Genomic DNA, 17,126 nt, shown 5'->3' on the forward strand with positions numbered 1-17,126 from the left:
AACCAGCACGCGCGGCGCGGGAAAGCCACGGGATTTGGGGAGGCGGTATTGCCAAGCCTGCTGCAACAGCACGTACACAGTGTCAGGTCGGCCTGCGGGCAGGGCTGGGACATGTTGCGCCACCAAGGGCCGGGACAGATCCAGTTCTGGTTCATCGCGCTGGGTGTCGGGATTGCCTCGGGGTTTGCGGCGATTGCCTTTCGCGGCGCGGTAGAGTGGCTGCAAACGCTGGTCTATGGCACGCCGGACGTCAACACGCTGCACTCTTTTGCCGAGCGGCTGCCGTGGATCTGGGTGCTGATCATCCCGGTTCTGGGCGGGATCGCGGTGGGGATTATCCTGCACGTGGCCACGCCGGACGGGCGGGTGCGGGCTGTGGCCGACGTGATTGAAGGGGCGGCGCTGAACGACGGGCGGCTGGAAAAGAAGGCCGGGATCGCCTCAGCGCTGTGTTCGTGGATCACGCTGTCGACGGGCGGGTCGACGGGGCGTGAGGGGCCGGTGGTGCATATCGCCGCGATGGCCTCTAGTTGGGTGGCCAACGCGCTGAAGGTGGACGGGATCACCGGGCGCGACCTGCTGGGCTGCGCGGTGGCGGCGGCGGTGTCGGCCAGTTTCAACGCGCCCATCGCCGGGGCGCTTTTCGCGCTGGAGGTCGTCCTGCGACATTTCGCGCTGCACGCTTTTGCGCCGATTGTGGTGGCCAGCGCGGCGGGGACGGTGATCAACCGGCTGGTTTACGGCGACGTGACAGAATTTGTCCTGCCGGGGACAACGACGGTCGAGTTCTACCTTGAGTTGCCGGCCTTCTTTATCCTTGGGCTGGTTTGCGGATTGGTCGCGGTGATCATGATGAACGCGATTTTCTTTGCTGACGACATGGAAACGCGGCTGCAAAAGCGTCTGGGGCTGCCTTACTGGTTGCGTCCGGCGGTGGCGGGGCTGCTGCTGGGGGCGATCGCGATCCTTTATCCGCATATCATCGGGGTCGGGTATGAGACGACCTCACGCGCGCTGACCGGCGGGCTGTTGATGCACGAGGCATTTGTCTTTTGCATCGTCAAGGTGGCGGCGGTGTCGATCACCATGGCGGGGCGCATGGGCGGTGGGATCTTTTCCCCCTCGCTGATGGTGGGCGCGCTGACCGGTCTGACCTTTGGCCATATCGCGACGGGCATGTTCCCCGAGGTGTCCTCTGCCTTTACGCTTTATGCGCTTGCGGGCATGGGGGCGGTGGCGGCGGCGGTGCTGGGGGCGCCGATCTCGACCACGCTGATCGTGTTCGAACTGACCGGGGACTGGCAGACCGGGCTGGCGGTGATGGTGTCGGTGTCGATGTCGACCGCGCTGGCCAGCCGGGTTGTAAACAGATCGTTCTTTCTGACGCAGTTGAAACGTCGCAACGTGCATCTGGCGGCGGGGCCGCAGGCCTATCTGCTGGCGATGTTCCGGGTGCAGGGCGTCATGCGCAAGCCGACTGACGAGAACGCCGCCGATGAGGAAGCCTGCCTGCGGATGATCGAACAAGAGCTATACGTACAGGCGTCAGCGACGCTGGAGACGGCATTGCCACGGTTCGACAAGTCCGGCGTGGCCTTCCTGCCGGTGGTGACGATGGTCGAGGATAAGCCGGTGCTGCAAGGCGCGCTGTTCCACGTCGATGCGTTGAAAGCCTATAACCGGGCCTTGGCGGCGACGGCGAAGGAAGAGCACAGCTAGGGTCCTGACAATTGGGCCGCAACGGATTGAGGCGGGCCATAGCTGGCCCGCCTGTCCTTTTCGTCTGTATCAGGGTCTGCGGCAGGGTCACTTGATCCGCGAGATGTTCCGGGCAAGGCAGACCTGAAGGTCGTTGCCGTTGCGTCCGGCGCAGGCTGCAACGGCCTCGGCGAAACTATCGAAGGTTTTTCCGCCTTTCTTGCCGCCCTTTTTGCCGCCTTTGCGATCATCATTTTTGCCGTAGTTCTTGTGGCTGTAATCCTTGTGACTGTTGTTCTTGTGACCATTGTCCTTACGACGCCAGTCATTGCGATCCTGACCGTCTTTGCGGATATCGTCCTTGTGGCCCCAATCCTTGTGGCCTTGGCGTCTGGCGTTCGGCGCGGGGGCATAGCCCGGGTCATGCTTGACCAGATAGTCGCCATGCGCCCAGCCGGTATAGCCCGACGGATGGCGCAGGAGGAACCAATCGCCCTGACGGCCAAGCTCTGCCACCTTGTCGCGCTGGCCCATGGTGAACAGAACCGGGTAGCCGGTGCCGGGACCGTCGCGCAGGTTCAGCCCGTTGAAGCCGGGGGCATAGACCCAATAGCTTTGGCCGGTGGGCTGGGCGTAGGGCGTGCCGGCATGACCGCCATTGTGGCCGCGCGTCTTGACCTTATGGTCCGACAGAAAGCGGCTGCTGGCCCAGCCGGTCTTGCCCTCAAAGCGCAGCTTGTACCAGCCGTCCTGTTTGTAGATCACATGCGCCTTTGCGCCGTGGGGCATCTTGTCGATGACATGATAGGCTCGGCCCGGTCCGTTGCGCAGGTTCAGGTGGCCGAAACGCGGCGCGTCGATCCAGTAGTCCTGCCCACGGCTGTACCCGGGGTCGCGGTCATGGCCGAGAGCCGGCTTATGGTCGGTGAGAAACCCGCTGTGCGCCCAGCCGGTCAGGCCCGAGACATGCCGCACCTTGACCCATTTTCCCGGCGCATGGAGCAGCTTGACCCGACTGCCGTGGGGCATCTTGCCAAGCACATCGTATTGCACGGACGGGCCGGTGCGGAGGTTGAGATAGCCGTCGCGGGGCGCGTCGACCCAGAGCGATGAGGCGGCCGCCGCGCTGGCGAGGAACAGGGCCGAGAGGAATGTCAGCAGTCTAAGCATGGTGTCGTCCTTTGTTGCAGAGGCGATGACCCAGAATTGGCCCGCAGCCCCTCGGATGCGCAATATCGGGGGGGTGTTAGTGGATAGCATCGTTGTTTTTCAGGGGGTTACCGGATGGGAGTTTTTCCGCCTGCGTTGCGCGCAAACCTGCCGGTCAGGGGTGTGCGGGCGGTTCGGAGGACGTTTTCGGCTTTGCCCGTGACCCGGCACTGGGGTATCCCCGGCCAAGTCAGTTGGATCGAAGGACGCCGCCGCCCGTGACCCGCAAACAAGTCCTTCTTGTCGTTGGTGCCGCGCATAGCGGCACGACGATCCTTGACGCCGCGCTGGGCGTCTCGCGTCAGGTTATGGGGGTGGGCGAGGCGGTGCGGCTGGTGTCGGGAATACGCCCCGACCGCATGAAAAACCCGGTTGCCGACCGCAGCTGCACCTGCGGGCAGCGCGCCGAACACTGTCCGCTGTGGTCGAAGGTTCTGCCGGATTTGCACGCCGATAGCACCGTGGCCTCACATTTTCCGCTGGTGGACGATGCGGCGCGCGCGCTGTCGCCAGAGGTACGCTATGTGCTCGACAGCACACCGGACGCGCTGGACCATGTTGACGGGCTGGCCGGGTACGATGTGCGGGTTCTGCAAATCACCCGCGATGTGCGGTCCTGGGTGGCCTCGCGGCGACGGCGCAGGGGCGGCAGCCTTGTGTCCGGTTATGTGACATGGATGCGCACGGTCAAACGGATCGACGCCGATCTGACGCGGCGCGACCTGCCGCGTTTTCGGCTGGGCTATGAGGAGCTGGCGCTGCGCCCGCGTGAGGTGCTGACCCTGATCTGCGAATGGCTGCACGTGCCATTCGATGAGGCGATGCTGATGCCCTTTGGCAATACGAACAGCCATATCATCACCGGTAACTCCAGCATCCGCGCACCCGATCTGGCGGCGACGATCCGGTACGATGGCAGCTGGCTGGCGTCGAACGACCACCCCGCCGCCTCTGGCCTGCTGACCAGCATGTGCGCCGGGATCAACCGGCGGCTGGTCTATTCCAACGGGTTGTTGAAACGGCGCGGCTGAAACGATTGCCCCGCGCGCCGGGGGGGCGCACGGGGCGGGGTCTTTGCTGTGGCCGATAAGGTGGCGGTGTCAGACGTGTTCGACCGCAACCCCGTCCTGAACGTAAAAGGCGATGTGGTCCTTGATCTGGGCCACATCGGCTTTGGGGTCCTCATAGGACCATGCCGCGTTCACGTAGGTCGTGGATTTCGACATGATCGAGAAATAGCTGGCCGCGCCCTTGTGCGGGCAGGCGGTGGTGTGATCGGTGCGATCCAGAAAGGCCATGGCGATGTCGCCGCGCGGAAAATAGACGATCATCGGATAGCCGTCTTCCTGCAGTTCCAGCGCATTGGCGGATTCGCCCAGCACAGCGCCGCCTGCGCGGACAACCCAGGTGCCGGTTGCCGGTGTAATGGTGATCTTGCTCATGTCATGTCCCCCAGAATTTGCCCGCACAGAAAACGCGGGCCATGTAACCTTGTCATGTCAGATGACAGAACAGGCGTCCGACAGCCACTGCCCCGTTGCCGCATCCAGATGCGGGGCCAGCATGTCGTGGACCTGTTTGTGGTAGGTGTTCAGCCAAGTGCGTTCGGCCTCGGTCAGCAGGGTAACGTCGATCAGCCGGGTGTCTATAGGCACCCAGGTCAAAGTTTCGAATTCCAGCATCTGCGCCACGGTCTGCCCGTCCAGCTTCGGCGCGGGCTGCACGGCGATCAGGTTCTCGATCCGGATGCCATAGGCCCCTTCGCGGTAAAAGCCGGGCTCATTGGACAGGATCATGCCCGCTTCCAGCGGCACGGTGCCGGTGCGTGCGATGCGCTGCGGGCCTTCGTGGACGGACAGGTAGGCACCGACACCGTGGCCGGTGCCATGGCCATAATCCAGCCCCGCCTCCCAGAGCGCCGCGCGCGCAAACGGATCAATGTCGCGCCCCGCCAGCCCCTTGGGAAAGCGCAGCCGCGAGACGGCAATCATACCCTTGAGGACGCGGGTAAAGGCCTGCACCTCCTCCGCCCCCGGTGTGCCGATGGCGATGGTGCGGGTGATATCGGTGGTGCCATCGACATACTGACCGCCGGAATCGACCAGCAGCAACTCTCCGTCGCCCACGGGCCGGTCGGTGTTGTCGGTGACGCGGTAGTGCACGATTGCGCCGTTGGGACCGCTGCCAGAGATCGTCTCAAAGGAAATGTCGCGCAGGGCGTTGGTGGCGCGGCGTTCTTCCTCCAGTCGTTTGACGACGCCGATTTCGGTCAAAGTGCCGGCGGGTTGCGCGTCCAGCCATGCCAGAAAGCGCACCATGGCCAGCGCGTCGCGGTGGTGGGCGGCGCGGGTGCCATCCAGTTCGGCGGCGTTCTTGAGCGCCTTGGGCAGCCGACAGGGATCGGGCGCGTCTGTCGGGTCGCTGAGCGCCTCGGCGACTGCGACGGGGCAAGAGGCGGGGTCGATCTGCACCGGGCCGGTCAGGGCGGCGAGGTCCGTCAGAAAATCGGACGGAGCGCGCAGGGTGACCTGCGGGCCAAGGTGATCGCCAAGATCGACCAGCTTGGCGGCGTCCATATACAGCGTGACGCGGCCATCCTTGTGCAGCACGGCAAAGCCGTGCGGCACCGGCGTGCGGGCAATGTCGCTGCCACGGATGTTGAGCAGCCATGCAATGCTGTCGGGCAGGGTCAGGACGGCGGCCTCTGCGGTAAGCGTCTTGGCCAGTCGCGCGATCTTGTCCGCGTGGCTTTCGCCCGCCAGTTCCAGCGGCTGCGCAAAGACCCGGCCCTGCGGCGGGGCGGGTTGGTCTGACCAGATCGCATCGACAAGGTTATCGGTGGGGGTCAGGGTCACATCCGGCAGTTTATCCGCCAGAGCGCGGTGCAGATCGACGCTGAGCAACCACGGGTCAAAGCCCAGCTTGCCCTTGGGCAGCGCCGCGCCGATCCAGTCGGCCAGTGCGGTTTCGGGCCAGTCGACCTTTTCGAAGACCTCGGCCACCTGCGCCTTGACCTGCACGCGGTAGCGCCCGTCGACAAAGACCGCCGCCCGGTCGCGCAGCGCCACGCACCAGCCCGCCGAGCCGGTAAAGCCGGTCAGCCACGACAGGCGTTCGTCCCGCGGCGCGACGTCTTCGCCCTGATGCGCGTCGGCGCGGGGGATCAGGAACCCGTCGAGGCCGGTGTCGGCCAGTTTCTCACGCAGGGCGGCAAGGCGGGGTGGCCCCTGATCGGGCGAGGCGGTCTCAACGAAACTCTGAAACATGCGGGGTCTCCTTTGCGGCGCAGGGTAGCCGATGGCGGGCGGGTCGCAAGGCCGCACGCAAGCGATTTTTTAAAGATTCCGCATCCATATGTTAGTATTCGAAAGGCAAGATCCGGGTAGCGAATTGCGAGTTGATAACAATGGGAGACGCACACAGCATTACGCAGGATTTTCTGGACCGCCAGGGTGAGGTCACGGTCGCCGGGGACCTTGAGGCGACTTTGGAATGGTGCGACTTACCCTGCACGTTGGAAAGCCTTGACGGGCGCATCATTGCGACCACCACGGCAGAGCTGCGCGCCATTTGCGCAGCCTTCATAGACAAATTGAAATCCAAACAATTTACGCACATGGTGCGCCGTTGTCTTGAGGCTGAATTCAAGGGCGATGACACCATCTGGGCAGCTTATGAGACCCGCTACATCCGCTCGGGCAACCTGCTGACCGAAGATCCTTATGTCAGTTTCATTATTCTGAAGCGCGCTCCGGACCGGTGGAAAATCAGCATGATTCAATTCGCCGTCATAGGTGACAGCCCGGCCAATGCGATATTGCGTAAATGGATTTCAGACGCGGACTAGCAAGACCTAGCCAGCGCGCTTGATGCCCATGAACCGCGCCCGTGCGCGAGGATCGCTGTCGAACAGCGCAGCCAGTTGTTCGGTCATGGCCCCGGCGAGTTGTTCGACGTCCGTAATGGTCACGGCGCGGTCATAGTAGCGGGTCACGTCGTGGCCGATGCCTATGGCCAGCAGTTCGACCTGACGTTTCCGTTCGACCATGGCGATGACGTCGCGCAGGTGCTTTTCCAGATAGTTGGCCGGGTTCACCGACAGGGTGGAATCGTCCACCGGCGCGCCGTCGGAAATCACCATCAGGATCTTGCGCGCCTCGGGGCGGCCCGCCATCCGGCGGTGCGCCCATTCCAGCGCCTCGCCGTCGATGTTTTCCTTCAAGAGGCCCTCTTTCATCATCAGACCCAGATTGTCGCGGGTCCGCCGCCACGGCGCGTCGGCGTGTTTGTAGATGATGTGGCGCAGGTCGTTCAGGCGGCCGGGTTGCTGTTCGCGGCCCGCGTTCAGCCATTCCTCACGCGCCAGCCCGCCTTTCCACGCGCGGGTGGTAAAGCCGAGGATCTCGACCTTGACCGAGCACCGCTCCAGCGTGCGGGCCAGAACGTCGGCGCAGATGGCGGCGATGCTGATTGGGCGGCCGCGCATGGACCCGGAGTTGTCCAGCAGCAGGGTCACAACCGTATCGCGGAACTCCATGTCCTTTTCGACCTTGAACGACAGCGGCGTCGTCGGGTTGGCGACCACGCGGGCAAGGCGACCGGCGTCAAGGATGCCCTCTTCGCGGTCGAACTCCCAAGAGCGGTTCTGCTGTGCCTGAAGGCGGCGTTGCAGCTTGTTGGCCAGCCGCGACACCGCGCCTTTGAGCGGTTCCAGCTGCTGGTCGAGGTAGGCGCGCAGGCGTTCCAGTTCGATCGGCTCGGCCAGATCCTCGGCGGCGATCTCTTCGTCGTTTTCGGTCGAATAGACGGTATAATCCGGGTCGGCCTCGGAAATCGGCTGCGGGGTAGGGGGCTCCAGCGGGGCCTCCCCCTCTGGCATCTCGGCCTCTTCGCCCAGTTCCTGATCGGCCATCTCATCCATCGAGACCTGCGCCTGCGACGGATCCTGCGTTTCCTCCTGCGACTGTTCGGGAGAGGCTTCGGCCTCTTCGCCGTCGTCGTCATCGTCGCCGGTGGAATCGGGTTCCTGATCGTCCTGATCGTCGTCAACGCCGTCTTCGTCCGAGTCGTCGTCAAAGCTGTCGGGGTCGTCGCCCAACTGGTCGCCATAGCCCAGATCGGTGATCATCTGGCGGGCGAATTTCGCAAAGGCGGTCTGGTCGGACAGGGTATCGTCCAGCCGGTCAAGCGTGCCTCCGGCCTGATTTTCCATGAACCCGCGCCACAGGTTCATGACATTGGCCGCATCGGGCGGCAGGTCGCGCCCGGTGGCCAGATGACGGATCAGGTAGTTGGCAGCCACCGACAGCGGCGCCTCGGCGGCCTCGCGGATCTGGCCATATCCGCGCCGGGTGGCGTCGGCAGCGATCTTGGCGTCGATGTTGCCCGCGGTGCCGGGCATGTCGCGCGCGCCCATCGCCTCGCACCGGGCGGTTTCCATCGCCTCATACAGTTCGCGCGCCATGTCGCCCTGCGGCAGATAGCGGGCATGGGTGCTGTTGTCGTGGTAGCGGTGGTAGAGCGCCAGGGCATCCGCCGTGCCACGCGCCAGCATGACCTCATCGCGCGACATGCGGCGCGAGACCTGCGGCAGGCGCATCGCCTCTCCGGACACACCGGAGGGGTCGACCGAATAGCTGACCGAAAGCTCCGGGTCGTCGGCCATCACCTTGGTGGCTTCGGCGAGGGCCTTCTTGAACGGATCGGCGGGGTTGTCGCTGGGCTTGTTCATGGGGCGTTTATCCGCCCTTTGAGGTGCGCCCGCAAGGGGGCGCAGGCTTGGTCGGACGGGCATTTCGGGATAGGCTGCACGAATTGTTTGATTTGTTTTCTGACGAAAGGCTTCGACGATGATGCGTTTGATTTTTGCTGGCTTGCTGCTCTTGCCGGGACTCGTCCGGGCCGATGTGACCTGCGCCGAAATGCAGGCGGCGATGCGTGTGCCGCCACCGCCCTCTGGCGTCTCCGACGATCCGGGTGGTCCGTTGGGGTGCTCGCGGGACGCGTTGCAGATGTTTGTCCTGAACGAAACCGCACTGGCAGAGGCGGTTTCGGTGACGGACCTGTCAGAATTGCACGGTGTCTGGCTGGGCGATCTGGTGCTGCAATATCTGCTTGGGGTCACGGTGCCGGGGCAGGAAATGCTGGTCTTTGGGCCGGGCAAAGAACCGGGCACGCTGGCGGTCACGCAATACTGGATGAAAGCGGTCGCGCCGCCCGCCAATTCGTTCTGGACAGAGGATGGCACGTATCTGGGCGTGGCGGCAGAGGCCATGCTGGAACGGGACAAGGATGGCGCATTCAATGTCGCGCAGTACGGCGATGCAATCCGCTATGGATCGGTGCAGCTGGAACATGAACGGTCCTACGATCTGGCCATCAAGGCACAGTTGAACCATTTCGAACTGGGCTTTGACCTGCGGCTTGCGGGCGATGTTCTGGTGCTGGAGGGCGCGCTGCGCGATCCCGGCACGCGGGACCCGATGGAGTACGCCCGGACCTATACGCGCATCGCACCGGGGGCGGCGGAACTGGCGTTGGCCACCATTGCGACCTTTGAACTGAGCCAGTCGCGGAATTTCGATTGCCTGACTCATCAGATTTCGGACGGGGCGGGGCCGCTCATCGACGCGGTGGGCGCGGACGGGATTGCGGGGCTCAGGGATCTGATCCTCCGGCTGATTGCCAACGGGATGCGCCGAGAGCGGCTGGCCGAGGCGCTGGGCGACATCGATGACGATGCCGAACGTGACCGGCTGCGGCAAGAATTGGGGGACGCCATCGAGTCCTATCTGGCCATAACCTCAGCGCCCGAGGCCCGCGCCCTTACCACCCGCGTTGCGCACAACGCCAACCTGTTCTGCCCCGAGTTGCCCTGAGCCGACGTTGGATCAGCTGAGAATCAGCGCCGCACAGGGGCGCATCGCACGGCGGGCCGCAGCACCGGCGCGGCGTTTGCGGTCCGGATCGGTGTGGAAGGTCGCGATTTGCAGCAGGTGGGCCTGCGCAAATTTGGCCCGGATGCGCATGTCGAGCAGTTCGGGGCCGGGAATGCCAGAGCGCGGTGCGACCGTGTCCAAGAGCATTTCAAACAGGGCGCGGCGGTCCTGTTCCGCATCCGCACCGCCCCCCATTAGCCAGCGATGCTCCATCTCTGCCGAGGCGCGCCCAAGGCAGGCGGCGAACACTTGCGCGCGTTCGCGCGGCACATCGGTCAGGGCGGCCAGCGGTGCTGCGCAGACCACAGAGAGGACAAACGAGGCGAAAATTGTTTTCAAAGCGCCCATGAATCCGACTTTACGCCGAATTTATTGCCAAACAATAAGGCGAAATGAAAACTTTTGGCCTGTGTGGTCAAGGGAGGGCATCGTGGACGCACCTGTTGCGCGTTCTGGGGCCGTGCCGAGTCGCGCCTACACGAAGGCGGGGAAGGTTTTTCGCAGGGGGTGTCAGGGTTTCGCGCGGCCCGCGCGTGTCCGCCCCGGTTCAGCGATCCTGGAATGCTCTCTCCAAGGCGCTGGGGGCCGGTTTCTTCGGAACGCCCAGTTTTGCCAACCTGTTGCGGCAGTCGGCGATCTGGGTTTCTAGCACGTCGCGCGCATTATCCGCCCTGTCAGGCTGCGCCAGATGCCTGAGGATTTGATAGAACTGGGTCCGCGCCTGAAATCCCAGTTCGAAGTCATCCTCGCCGCGCTGGTTGCTATAGAAGCGGATGCGCTGGTGAAACCCGTCGCGCATCTCTGCCAGATCTGCGGTCTGCACTACCAGCACCGGTTCGCCCTCGTTTTCGAGGGTAACCTTCAGGAATTCATGGCAAAAGTTGTCGGCGCTGTAGCCTTGTAGCAGGACGGCAGGATCAGCGTTCGGGGCCACCTCGGGAAAGGGGGGCCGTTTGTGCTGAAACAGGTAGACACCGGCCACGACAACAAGAATGCCCACGCCCGCCATGCGGACCCAGGCATTCCGCAGGCCAGGATTGTCAGCCAAGGCTGAGCGAGGCCGCGCTTTCTGGCAGTTCTTCGTCGAAGCAGCGCTGGTAGAACTCGGCCACGGTCTGGCGTTCCAGTTCGTCGCATTTGTTCAGGAAAGACACGCGGAAGGCATAGCCGACATCGCGGAAGATCTCGGCGTTCTGCGCCCAGGCAATCACGGTCCGGGGCGACATGACGGTCGACAACTCGCCATTCATAAAGGCGCGGCGGCTGAAATCGGCCACGGTCACCATCTGGCGGATCGTCTTGCGGCCCTTTTCGTTGTTGTAGTGCGGTGCCTTGGACAGGATGATCTGCGTCTCGGCGTCGATTGACAGGTAGTTCAGCGTCGCGACCAGCGACCAGCGGTCCATCTGGCCTTGGTTGATCTGCTGGGTGCCATGGTACAGGCCCGTCGTGTCGCCAAGGCCCACGGTATTCGCGGTGGCGAAGATGCGGAAATACTTGTGCGGTGTGATGACCTCATTCTGGTCCAGCAGCGTCAGCTTGCCGTCGGTTTCCAGCACGCGCTGGATCACGAACATCACGTCGGCGCGACCGGCGTCGTACTCGTCAAACACAATCGCGGTGGGGTTGCGCAGTGCCCAAGGCAGGATGCCCTCCTGGAATTGGGTGACCTGCTTGCCGTCCACCAGCTTGATCGCGTCCTTGCCGATCAGGTCGATCCGGGAAATGTGGCTGTCGAGGTTCACGCGCACGGCGGGCCAGTTCAGCCGGGCGGCGACCTGTTCGATATGAGTCGATTTTCCGGTGCCGTGATAGCCCTGAATCATCACGCGGCGGTTGTTGCGAAAGCCTGCAAGGATCGCCAGCGTCGTGTCGGGGTCGAACTTGTAGGTGGAATCAAGGTCCGGCACGCGGGCGGTGCGGTCCGGGAAACCGTGCACAATCATGTCGCTGTCGATGCCAAACACCTCGCGGACAGAGATTTCCTCGGTCGGTTTCGCGTTGATATCGATCATCCCGTCGGCCATGGTGCCCGCGTCCTTCTGTCAAATCTCGTATGCTTCGCGTTACGTGCAACATATCTTGGGGAGGGGCAAGGGGAACTGGTGAGGCGTTCGGTATGACCGCGCAGGAAGAGATCGAAGCTCTGCTGGGCCGTGTGTCCAGCGGCGACCGGACCGCGTTCCGCAAGCTCTATGCTGTGACATCGGCCAAACTCTATGGCATCGCCCTGCGTATCCTGCGTGATGAGGCGCTGGCCCAAGAGGTGATGGAAGAAGTTTTTGTCGGCATTTGGGAGCGGGCGGGCCAGTATCGCGGCGCGCTGGCCTCGCCGTTGACATGGCTGGTGACGATCACCCGCGACGCGTCCATTGCCCGCCTTGGCGCGGAACGTGCGGCGGGCCGGATGACCGGGCCTTTGGAAATCACTGAGCGGCTGTATGCGCCCCGGCCAGAGATCAAGGAACTGGAGGGCCTGCGCGAAGAGGCGCGGGCGCTGGAGACGTGCCTGCGCGAATTGCCACGCGCCCGGGCCGACATGCTGCGGCAGGCTTATCTGTATGGGGCGACCTATGGTGATCTGGCGCGCAGCGCCGGGGCATCGGTCGACAGCCTGCGGGCGACGCTGCGCGATGACCTGCTCGCGCTGCGCGCGTGCCTGAGCCGATGAAGAGCCCGCTGGACAGGGAACTGCCGGGCGGCTGGGAGGCCGGGGCCGCAGAATATTCGCTGGGCCTGATGCCCAAGGACGAAATTGCCGGGTTCGAGGCGCACCTGATCGCAGAACCGGACCTGCAACAGGACGTCGCGGCCTGGGCCGAATATTTCGCCAGCTTTACCGATTTGATCCCCGAAGAGACGCCGCCGCCACAGGTGCTGCGCCGGATCGAGGGCAAGGTATTCGGCGCGGTCGAAAAGGCACCGGTCTGGCAACAGGTGCTGCCGTATCTGATCGGTGCGGTGGTGGGCGTGGTGCTGGCTTGGGTGGTGTTTGCCTCTGGCCTGCTGGAACCGGCCCGCCCGGTCTTGCAAGCGGAGATGACCGGGGCGGAGGGCGCGCTGACGTTGGATGCGCGGTTTGACACCGGCACCGGGGTTTTGGCGGTGACCCGTAAAGCTGGTGCTGTTGGTGAGGGGCGCGTTCTGGAGCTTTGGCTGATGCCAGAAGACGGCCCGCCGGTGTCCCTTGCGCTGTTGCGCGGCGACGAGACGCTGGTTGCGCTGCCCTCACCTCTATTAGCTAATATTATTGGCGCGCGGCTGTTGGTGAGCGAGGAACCGGCAGGCGGTGCGCCCGGTGGCGTACCCACGGGCGACAAACGCGCCGAAGGGGTTTTGGCCGCCCTCTGACGCGGGTCTGTTGCCGATGTGCGACGCGCATTGGTCTCATCAGGACAGTGCGGTTGCGGCCCGAAGGCGGCGGGCCTAGCCCGTGGTGCAAGAGCCTGATTCACAAATTGAGAGCTGCCATGTTTCGCACTATTGTCTCGTCCGTTTTCGCTGTCGTCCTGTCGTTGAGCGCCGGGGGCGCCACTGCGCAACAGACGCTGCTGGAGGTGCCGGTTGGTGCCGGTTTCACACATAGCGAGTTAGGCTGGGACACCAATATGGGCAAGATTGACATCGCGTGGTCGGTGTTGGGTATCAATGGCGCGACCTATGTCTGCGGTGCCACCAGCGCCACCAAAAGCTTTGCCCACCGCAACACGACCAAGGCCTTTCGCAAGGGATGGATCAAGGTGAACGACCGCAAGGTCATGTCTGACCTCAGCTTTTTCACCCGCGCCCCGCGCAAGACCGATCTCAAGACAGTCAAGGCGCGCTGCAAGGCGTTGCCGGGCAATGCCGGACAGGCCAAGCAGTTCCTGCTGGGCTTTGATCCGGTTCGGGTGCGGATGTAAGCGCGTCATCTCTGGCACTTTGGCCTCGCGCACCGGACTTGCGCCGCCTATAAGGGCGCGGTCTGTTGCTGCCCCGTACCCAAAGGAGAGGTCCATGACCGGAGAGCTGTCCCCCATCGACAAGGCCAAATTCGCCGCCGCCAAACAGGCGGCGAGCCTTGTGGAGTCCGGCATGCGCGTGGGTTTGGGCACCGGCTCGACCGCGGCCTGGCTGGTGCGGTGCCTGGGAGAGATGGCGCGCGAAGAGGGGCTGCGGTTCCGTGGCGTGCCGACCTCGACCCGCACCGCCGAACTGGCGCGGGATGTGGGGATCGAGGTGATCTCGCTGGATGAGGCGCGCTGGCTGGACATCACCATCGACGGTGCGGACGAATTTGACGGCGATCTGAACCTGATCAAGGGCGGCGGCGGGGCGTTGCTACAGGAAAAGATCGTGGCAACGGCGAGCGATCAGATGGTGGTCATCGCCGACGCGGCCAAAGAGGTCGAGCGGCTGGGGAACTTTCCGCTGCCCGTGGAGGTGATCCCCTTCGGGATGCAGACGACGCAGGCTTTGATCGAGGAAACCTTGGTCTCGATGGATGTGATGGGCCGTCAGACGACGCTGCGGATGAATGGCGACAAGCCGTTCTATACCGATGAGGGCAATCATATTCTGGACCTGCATCTGGGGCGGATCGGCAACGCGCGGCAGCTGGCCATGGTGCTCAATCAGATCCCCGGCGTGGTCGAGAACGGGCTGTTCATCGATATCTGCGACAAGGTCATCATTGGCTATGGCGACGGGCGTGTTGAGACCCGTGATATCAATGAGGGCACGGTCAGTGAGGCGCAGCTGGAATTTGCCGAGGATGACAACATTTTTCGCGACCTCTGAGAAGGGCTGTCCACGTGTGGACAGCGTTGCGGGTACGTGAAATCAATGGCTTACAGAGGCGTTTTTACGATCTGTTAGGGTTTGCCCTTGGTTTCGGGGCAGCGTGTGCCGTGCTGAAGCCCGGCCTACGGCAAGGATCGGGGGGGGCGGTCAGATCACTGATCGCGCGGGTCCCAGTCGGCGGGCGGGGCGTCGCGGCGGGCCAGCCTCAGGGCCAACCCGAGGGCCACGCCCACGGCAATCGCCACGGTGAGATCCGCCAGTACCGTCAGCACCAGCGTCAGCATCAACAGCCCCACATCCGACCGGCGACCGGCCATGTAGCCGCGCCATTTGTGCGGCTCTGACATGTTCCACGCGGTCAGGATCAGCAGACCGGCCAGCGCGGGCATCGCAAGCGTTCCGGCCAGAGGCGCGGCCACCAGCATCACCACAAGGATCGTCGCCGCATGGACCAGCCCGGCGATGGGCGTGCGCCCGCCTGCGCGGATGTTGGTGGCGGTGCGGGCAATGGCCCCTGTCACCGGCAGGCCGCCGAACAGGGATGAGCCGATATTGGCCGCCCCCTGTGCCAGCATCTCGGCATTGGGGCGGTGGCGGCCTTCGATCATGCGGTCGGCCACCATCGCTGACAGCAGCGATTCGACCCCGGCCAGAAAGGCGATCACCACCGCCGAGGGCAGCAGTTCCTGCAAGCGGGCCAGCGACAGGTCGGGCAGGGACGGAATAGGCAGGGTAGAGGGCAGCGCGCCAAAGCGGGACTGGATCGTATCCACCGGCAGCGCCAGCAGCGCCACCGCCGCCGAACCCAGCCCCACGGCCACCACCAGACCCGGAAACCGGGGCGCGGCACGGCGCAGCAGCACAATCAGGACCATCGTCCCCAGCCCGGTGGCCAATGCGGCCCCGTTGAACGTGTCCCGCGCGCCCCAGAGTGCTGCGATCTTGGGCAGGAAATCGGCGGGAACCTCTGCCATTGTCAGGCCCATCAGGTCCTTGAGCTGGCTGGCGGCGATGATCACGGCGATGCCGATGGTAAAGCCGTTGATGACCGGCTCTGGCACCAGTTCGATCAGTCTGCCCGCTTTCAGCGCCCCCGCGATCAGCAGCAGAATCCCCGCCATAAAGGTCGCGATGACCAGCCCGTCATAGCCGTGGGCGATGATGGTGCCGTAGACCACAACGATAAACGCGCCGGTTGGCCCGCCGATCTGCACCCGGCTGCCGCCCAGCAGCGACACCAGAAAGCCGCCGATGATGGCAGTTACCAGTCCCGCCCCCGGATCGGCCCCCGAGGCGATGGCAATGGCAAGGCTGAGGGGCAGGGCGACCATGGCAACGGTCACGCCGGCCAGCGTATCACGGGCAAGGTCTGCACGGGTATACCCCGGCAGCACCGTCAACAATTTGGGTGTCATGAGGTCAGATTTTTTTGAATGCGATGTCTTTAGCCCTACGCCTGTGATGGGGGGGGTGCAAATGCGCTGGCGTCGCAGGGGGGGGTCAGGCGGCCATGAACAGCCAGCCCATATAGGCGCCGTAGGACGCCAGCAGGGCCCCTGCCTCTCGCCGGGACACGCGTGCGCCGGAGGTGGCAAAGACCAGCAAAGCCACGGTTGCAGCGGCCATGACCCAGCCATCGACGCTCAAGATCTGCGCCGGGACGTCGATGGGCACCACAAGCGCCGTGATGCCGAGAATCCCGAGGATATTGAAGATGTTGCTGCCGATGACGTTGCCAAGGGCGACCGCGCCCTCTCCGCGCCGGACGGCCATGACAGAGGTGACAAGTTCAGGCATTGAGGTGCCGATGGCGACGACGGTCAGGCCGATGATCGTCTCGGAGATGCCCATGGCAGAGGCAATGCCCACTGCGCCCTCGACAAGGAACCGCGCGCCGAGGACCGTCAGCACCAGCCCGCCGATTGTCAGCAGGGCGTCGCGGCCCAGCCGGGTGGGGTGCATCGGCAGCAGGTCTGCCTCTGCCGTATACAGCGCGCCAGTGTCGCTGGCGCGGCGGCGTTCCAGCAGCAGGGTGGTGCCGACATAGGCCAGGATTGCCGCCACAAAGAGCGCCCCGGTCGGGCGGGGTATGACGCCTTGGGCCATTGCCCAGAGGCCCAGCAGGGTGGCCCCGGCCAGAACCGCGCCGTCGCGCCGCAGGGCGCGGGTGTCCACGGCGATGGGCGCGATCAGCGCGGCGATCCCGAGGATCAGCAGCACGTTGCCGATATTGCTGCCCACCACGTTGCCCACGGCCAGACCGGGCGACCCGGTGAGCGCCGCTTGCAGGCTGGTCACAAGTTCCGGCGCGGAGGTGCCAAAGCCGACCAGCGTCAGGCCGATCACCATGGGCGGCACGCGCAGGCTGCGGGCGACGCTGACCGCGCCGCGCACAAGGACGTCACCGCCCACCACAAGGGCGACCAAGCCGCCCAGAACAAAGAGTAGGTCCATGTCGTCCAGTTTGCCAAAGAATGTGCCGGTGGGGCACTGCGCTAA

The 17,126-nt window shown here is 64.2% G+C and carries 17 protein-coding genes; 8 read left to right on the plus strand and 9 right to left on the minus strand.

Annotated features, from left to right (window positions below; translation table 11 throughout):
• Positions 1–111 precede the first annotated feature (111 nt).
• Positions 112–1,719: a chloride channel protein gene (locus tag VOI21_RS16845; protein ID WP_323771111.1), complete on the plus strand. Its 1,608-nt coding sequence runs from the start codon at positions 112–114 to the stop codon at positions 1,717–1,719.
• 87 nt (positions 1,720–1,806) lie between these two features.
• Here VOI21_RS16845 and VOI21_RS16850 read toward each other — a convergent pair whose 3' ends face one another.
• Positions 1,807–2,868, minus strand: a complete 1,062-nt coding sequence (locus VOI21_RS16850) for an SH3 domain-containing protein (protein ID WP_323771112.1) — start codon at positions 2,866–2,868, stop codon at positions 1,807–1,809.
• Positions 2,869–3,125: 257 nt separating this feature from the next.
• On the opposite strand from VOI21_RS16850, the gene VOI21_RS16855 reads away from it, so the two are divergent.
• Positions 3,126–3,938: a sulfotransferase gene (locus tag VOI21_RS16855; protein WP_323771113.1), complete on the plus strand. Its 813-nt coding sequence runs from the start codon at positions 3,126–3,128 to the stop codon at positions 3,936–3,938.
• A gap of 69 nt (positions 3,939–4,007) precedes the next feature.
• Here VOI21_RS16855 and VOI21_RS16860 read toward each other — a convergent pair whose 3' ends face one another.
• Both VOI21_RS16860 and VOI21_RS16865 read right to left on the minus strand, forming a co-directional pair.
• Complete coding sequence (locus VOI21_RS16860; RefSeq protein WP_323771114.1) at positions 4,008–4,349, minus strand: DUF427 domain-containing protein; 342 nt, start codon at positions 4,347–4,349, stop codon at positions 4,008–4,010.
• 57 nt (positions 4,350–4,406) lie between these two features.
• A complete protein-coding gene (locus VOI21_RS16865; RefSeq protein ID WP_323771115.1) occupies positions 4,407–6,173 on the minus strand; it encodes an aminopeptidase P family protein in 1,767 nt (588 codons plus the stop codon).
• Between the two features lie 140 nt (positions 6,174–6,313).
• Between VOI21_RS16865 and VOI21_RS16870 the strand changes: the two genes are divergently transcribed.
• Positions 6,314–6,754: a hypothetical protein gene (locus VOI21_RS16870; RefSeq protein WP_323771116.1), complete on the plus strand. Its 441-nt coding sequence runs from the start codon at positions 6,314–6,316 to the stop codon at positions 6,752–6,754.
• Positions 6,755–6,760: 6 nt separating this feature from the next.
• On the opposite strand, the gene cobT is transcribed toward VOI21_RS16870, so the two are convergent.
• A complete protein-coding gene (gene cobT / locus VOI21_RS16875; RefSeq protein ID WP_323771117.1) occupies positions 6,761–8,638 on the minus strand; it encodes a cobaltochelatase subunit CobT in 1,878 nt (625 codons plus the stop codon).
• Between the two features lie 118 nt (positions 8,639–8,756).
• Between cobT and VOI21_RS16880 the strand changes: the two genes are divergently transcribed.
• The gene (locus VOI21_RS16880; RefSeq protein ID WP_323771118.1) at positions 8,757–9,785 is read left to right on the plus strand and encodes a hypothetical protein; all 1,029 of its coding nucleotides are present in this window, start codon (positions 8,757–8,759) and stop codon (positions 9,783–9,785) included.
• Positions 9,786–9,797: 12 nt separating this feature from the next.
• Here the strand turns inward: VOI21_RS16880 and VOI21_RS16885 are convergent, their stop codons facing one another.
• The 3 genes from VOI21_RS16885 to cobS all read right to left on the minus strand — a co-directional run bounded on the left by VOI21_RS16885 (position 9,798) and on the right by cobS (position 11,872).
• Positions 9,798–10,193, minus strand: coding sequence for a hypothetical protein (locus VOI21_RS16885; protein WP_323771119.1), 396 nt, complete (start codon positions 10,191–10,193; stop codon positions 9,798–9,800).
• 199 nt (positions 10,194–10,392) lie between these two features.
• Positions 10,393–10,893 carry a hypothetical protein gene (locus tag VOI21_RS16890; protein WP_323771120.1) on the minus strand — a complete coding sequence of 167 codons (501 nt, stop codon included), beginning with the start codon at positions 10,891–10,893 and terminating at the stop codon, positions 10,393–10,395.
• Positions 10,886–11,872 carry a cobaltochelatase subunit CobS gene (cobS, locus tag VOI21_RS16895; protein WP_323771121.1) on the minus strand — a complete coding sequence of 329 codons (987 nt, stop codon included), beginning with the start codon at positions 11,870–11,872 and terminating at the stop codon, positions 10,886–10,888. The genes VOI21_RS16890 and cobS overlap by 8 nt, the downstream gene beginning before the upstream one ends.
• Before the next feature lie 92 nt (positions 11,873–11,964).
• Here cobS and VOI21_RS16900 point away from each other — a divergent pair, with 92 nt between their 5' ends.
• The 4 genes from VOI21_RS16900 to rpiA all read left to right on the plus strand — a co-directional run bounded on the left by VOI21_RS16900 (position 11,965) and on the right by rpiA (position 14,624).
• Positions 11,965–12,516, plus strand: a complete 552-nt coding sequence (locus VOI21_RS16900) for a sigma-70 family RNA polymerase sigma factor (RefSeq protein ID WP_323771122.1) — start codon at positions 11,965–11,967, stop codon at positions 12,514–12,516.
• Complete coding sequence (locus VOI21_RS16905; RefSeq protein WP_323771123.1) at positions 12,513–13,196, plus strand: anti-sigma factor domain-containing protein; 684 nt, start codon at positions 12,513–12,515, stop codon at positions 13,194–13,196. The genes VOI21_RS16900 and VOI21_RS16905 overlap by 4 nt, the downstream gene beginning before the upstream one ends.
• 119 nt (positions 13,197–13,315) lie before the next feature.
• Complete coding sequence (locus VOI21_RS16910; RefSeq protein ID WP_323771124.1) at positions 13,316–13,747, plus strand: hypothetical protein; 432 nt, start codon at positions 13,316–13,318, stop codon at positions 13,745–13,747.
• A gap of 94 nt (positions 13,748–13,841) precedes the next feature.
• The gene (gene rpiA / locus VOI21_RS16915) at positions 13,842–14,624 is read left to right on the plus strand and encodes a ribose-5-phosphate isomerase RpiA (protein WP_323771125.1); all 783 of its coding nucleotides are present in this window, start codon (positions 13,842–13,844) and stop codon (positions 14,622–14,624) included.
• 155 nt (positions 14,625–14,779) lie between these two features.
• Here rpiA and VOI21_RS16920 read toward each other — a convergent pair whose 3' ends face one another.
• Positions 14,780–16,042 carry a SulP family inorganic anion transporter gene (locus VOI21_RS16920; RefSeq protein ID WP_323771126.1) on the minus strand — a complete coding sequence of 421 codons (1,263 nt, stop codon included), beginning with the start codon at positions 16,040–16,042 and terminating at the stop codon, positions 14,780–14,782.
• An 85-nt stretch (positions 16,043–16,127) separates the two neighbouring features.
• Positions 16,128–17,081 (minus strand): calcium/sodium antiporter, encoded by a 954-nt coding sequence (locus VOI21_RS16925; protein ID WP_323771127.1) that lies wholly within the window; start codon positions 17,079–17,081, stop codon positions 16,128–16,130.
• Positions 17,082–17,126 lie beyond the last annotated feature (45 nt).

Source organism: Antarctobacter sp., from assembly GCF_034670325.1.
Classification (GTDB): Bacteria; Pseudomonadota; Alphaproteobacteria; order Rhodobacterales; family Rhodobacteraceae; genus Antarctobacter.

What these genes read in the sequence shown, in the direction of transcription:
- VOI21_RS16905 (WP_323771123.1), top strand. Translation starts at nt 12,513, where the DNA reads ATGAAGAGCCCGCTGGACAGGGAACTGCCGGGCGGCTGGGAGGCCGGG.
- VOI21_RS16880 (WP_323771118.1), top strand. Translation starts at nt 8,757, where the DNA reads ATGATGCGTTTGATTTTTGCTGGCTTGCTGCTCTTGCCGGGACTCGTC.
- VOI21_RS16910 (WP_323771124.1), top strand. Translation starts at nt 13,316, where the DNA reads ATGTTTCGCACTATTGTCTCGTCCGTTTTCGCTGTCGTCCTGTCGTTG.
- VOI21_RS16850 (WP_323771112.1), bottom strand. Translation starts at nt 2,868, where the DNA reads ATGCTTAGACTGCTGACATTCCTCTCGGCCCTGTTCCTCGCCAGCGCG.
- VOI21_RS16885 (WP_323771119.1), bottom strand. Translation starts at nt 10,193, where the DNA reads ATGGGCGCTTTGAAAACAATTTTCGCCTCGTTTGTCCTCTCTGTGGTC.
- rpiA (WP_323771125.1), top strand. Translation starts at nt 13,842, where the DNA reads ATGACCGGAGAGCTGTCCCCCATCGACAAGGCCAAATTCGCCGCCGCC.
- VOI21_RS16870 (WP_323771116.1), top strand. Translation starts at nt 6,314, where the DNA reads ATGGGAGACGCACACAGCATTACGCAGGATTTTCTGGACCGCCAGGGT.
- VOI21_RS16900 (WP_323771122.1), top strand. Translation starts at nt 11,965, where the DNA reads ATGACCGCGCAGGAAGAGATCGAAGCTCTGCTGGGCCGTGTGTCCAGC.
- VOI21_RS16920 (WP_323771126.1), bottom strand. Translation starts at nt 16,042, where the DNA reads ATGACACCCAAATTGTTGACGGTGCTGCCGGGGTATACCCGTGCAGAC.
- VOI21_RS16925 (WP_323771127.1), bottom strand. Translation starts at nt 17,081, where the DNA reads ATGGACCTACTCTTTGTTCTGGGCGGCTTGGTCGCCCTTGTGGTGGGC.
- cobS (WP_323771121.1), bottom strand. Translation starts at nt 11,872, where the DNA reads ATGGCCGACGGGATGATCGATATCAACGCGAAACCGACCGAGGAAATC.
- VOI21_RS16865 (WP_323771115.1), bottom strand. Translation starts at nt 6,173, where the DNA reads ATGTTTCAGAGTTTCGTTGAGACCGCCTCGCCCGATCAGGGGCCACCC.
- VOI21_RS16860 (WP_323771114.1), bottom strand. Translation starts at nt 4,349, where the DNA reads ATGAGCAAGATCACCATTACACCGGCAACCGGCACCTGGGTTGTCCGC.
- cobT (WP_323771117.1), bottom strand. Translation starts at nt 8,638, where the DNA reads ATGAACAAGCCCAGCGACAACCCCGCCGATCCGTTCAAGAAGGCCCTC.
- VOI21_RS16845 (WP_323771111.1), top strand. Translation starts at nt 112, where the DNA reads ATGTTGCGCCACCAAGGGCCGGGACAGATCCAGTTCTGGTTCATCGCG.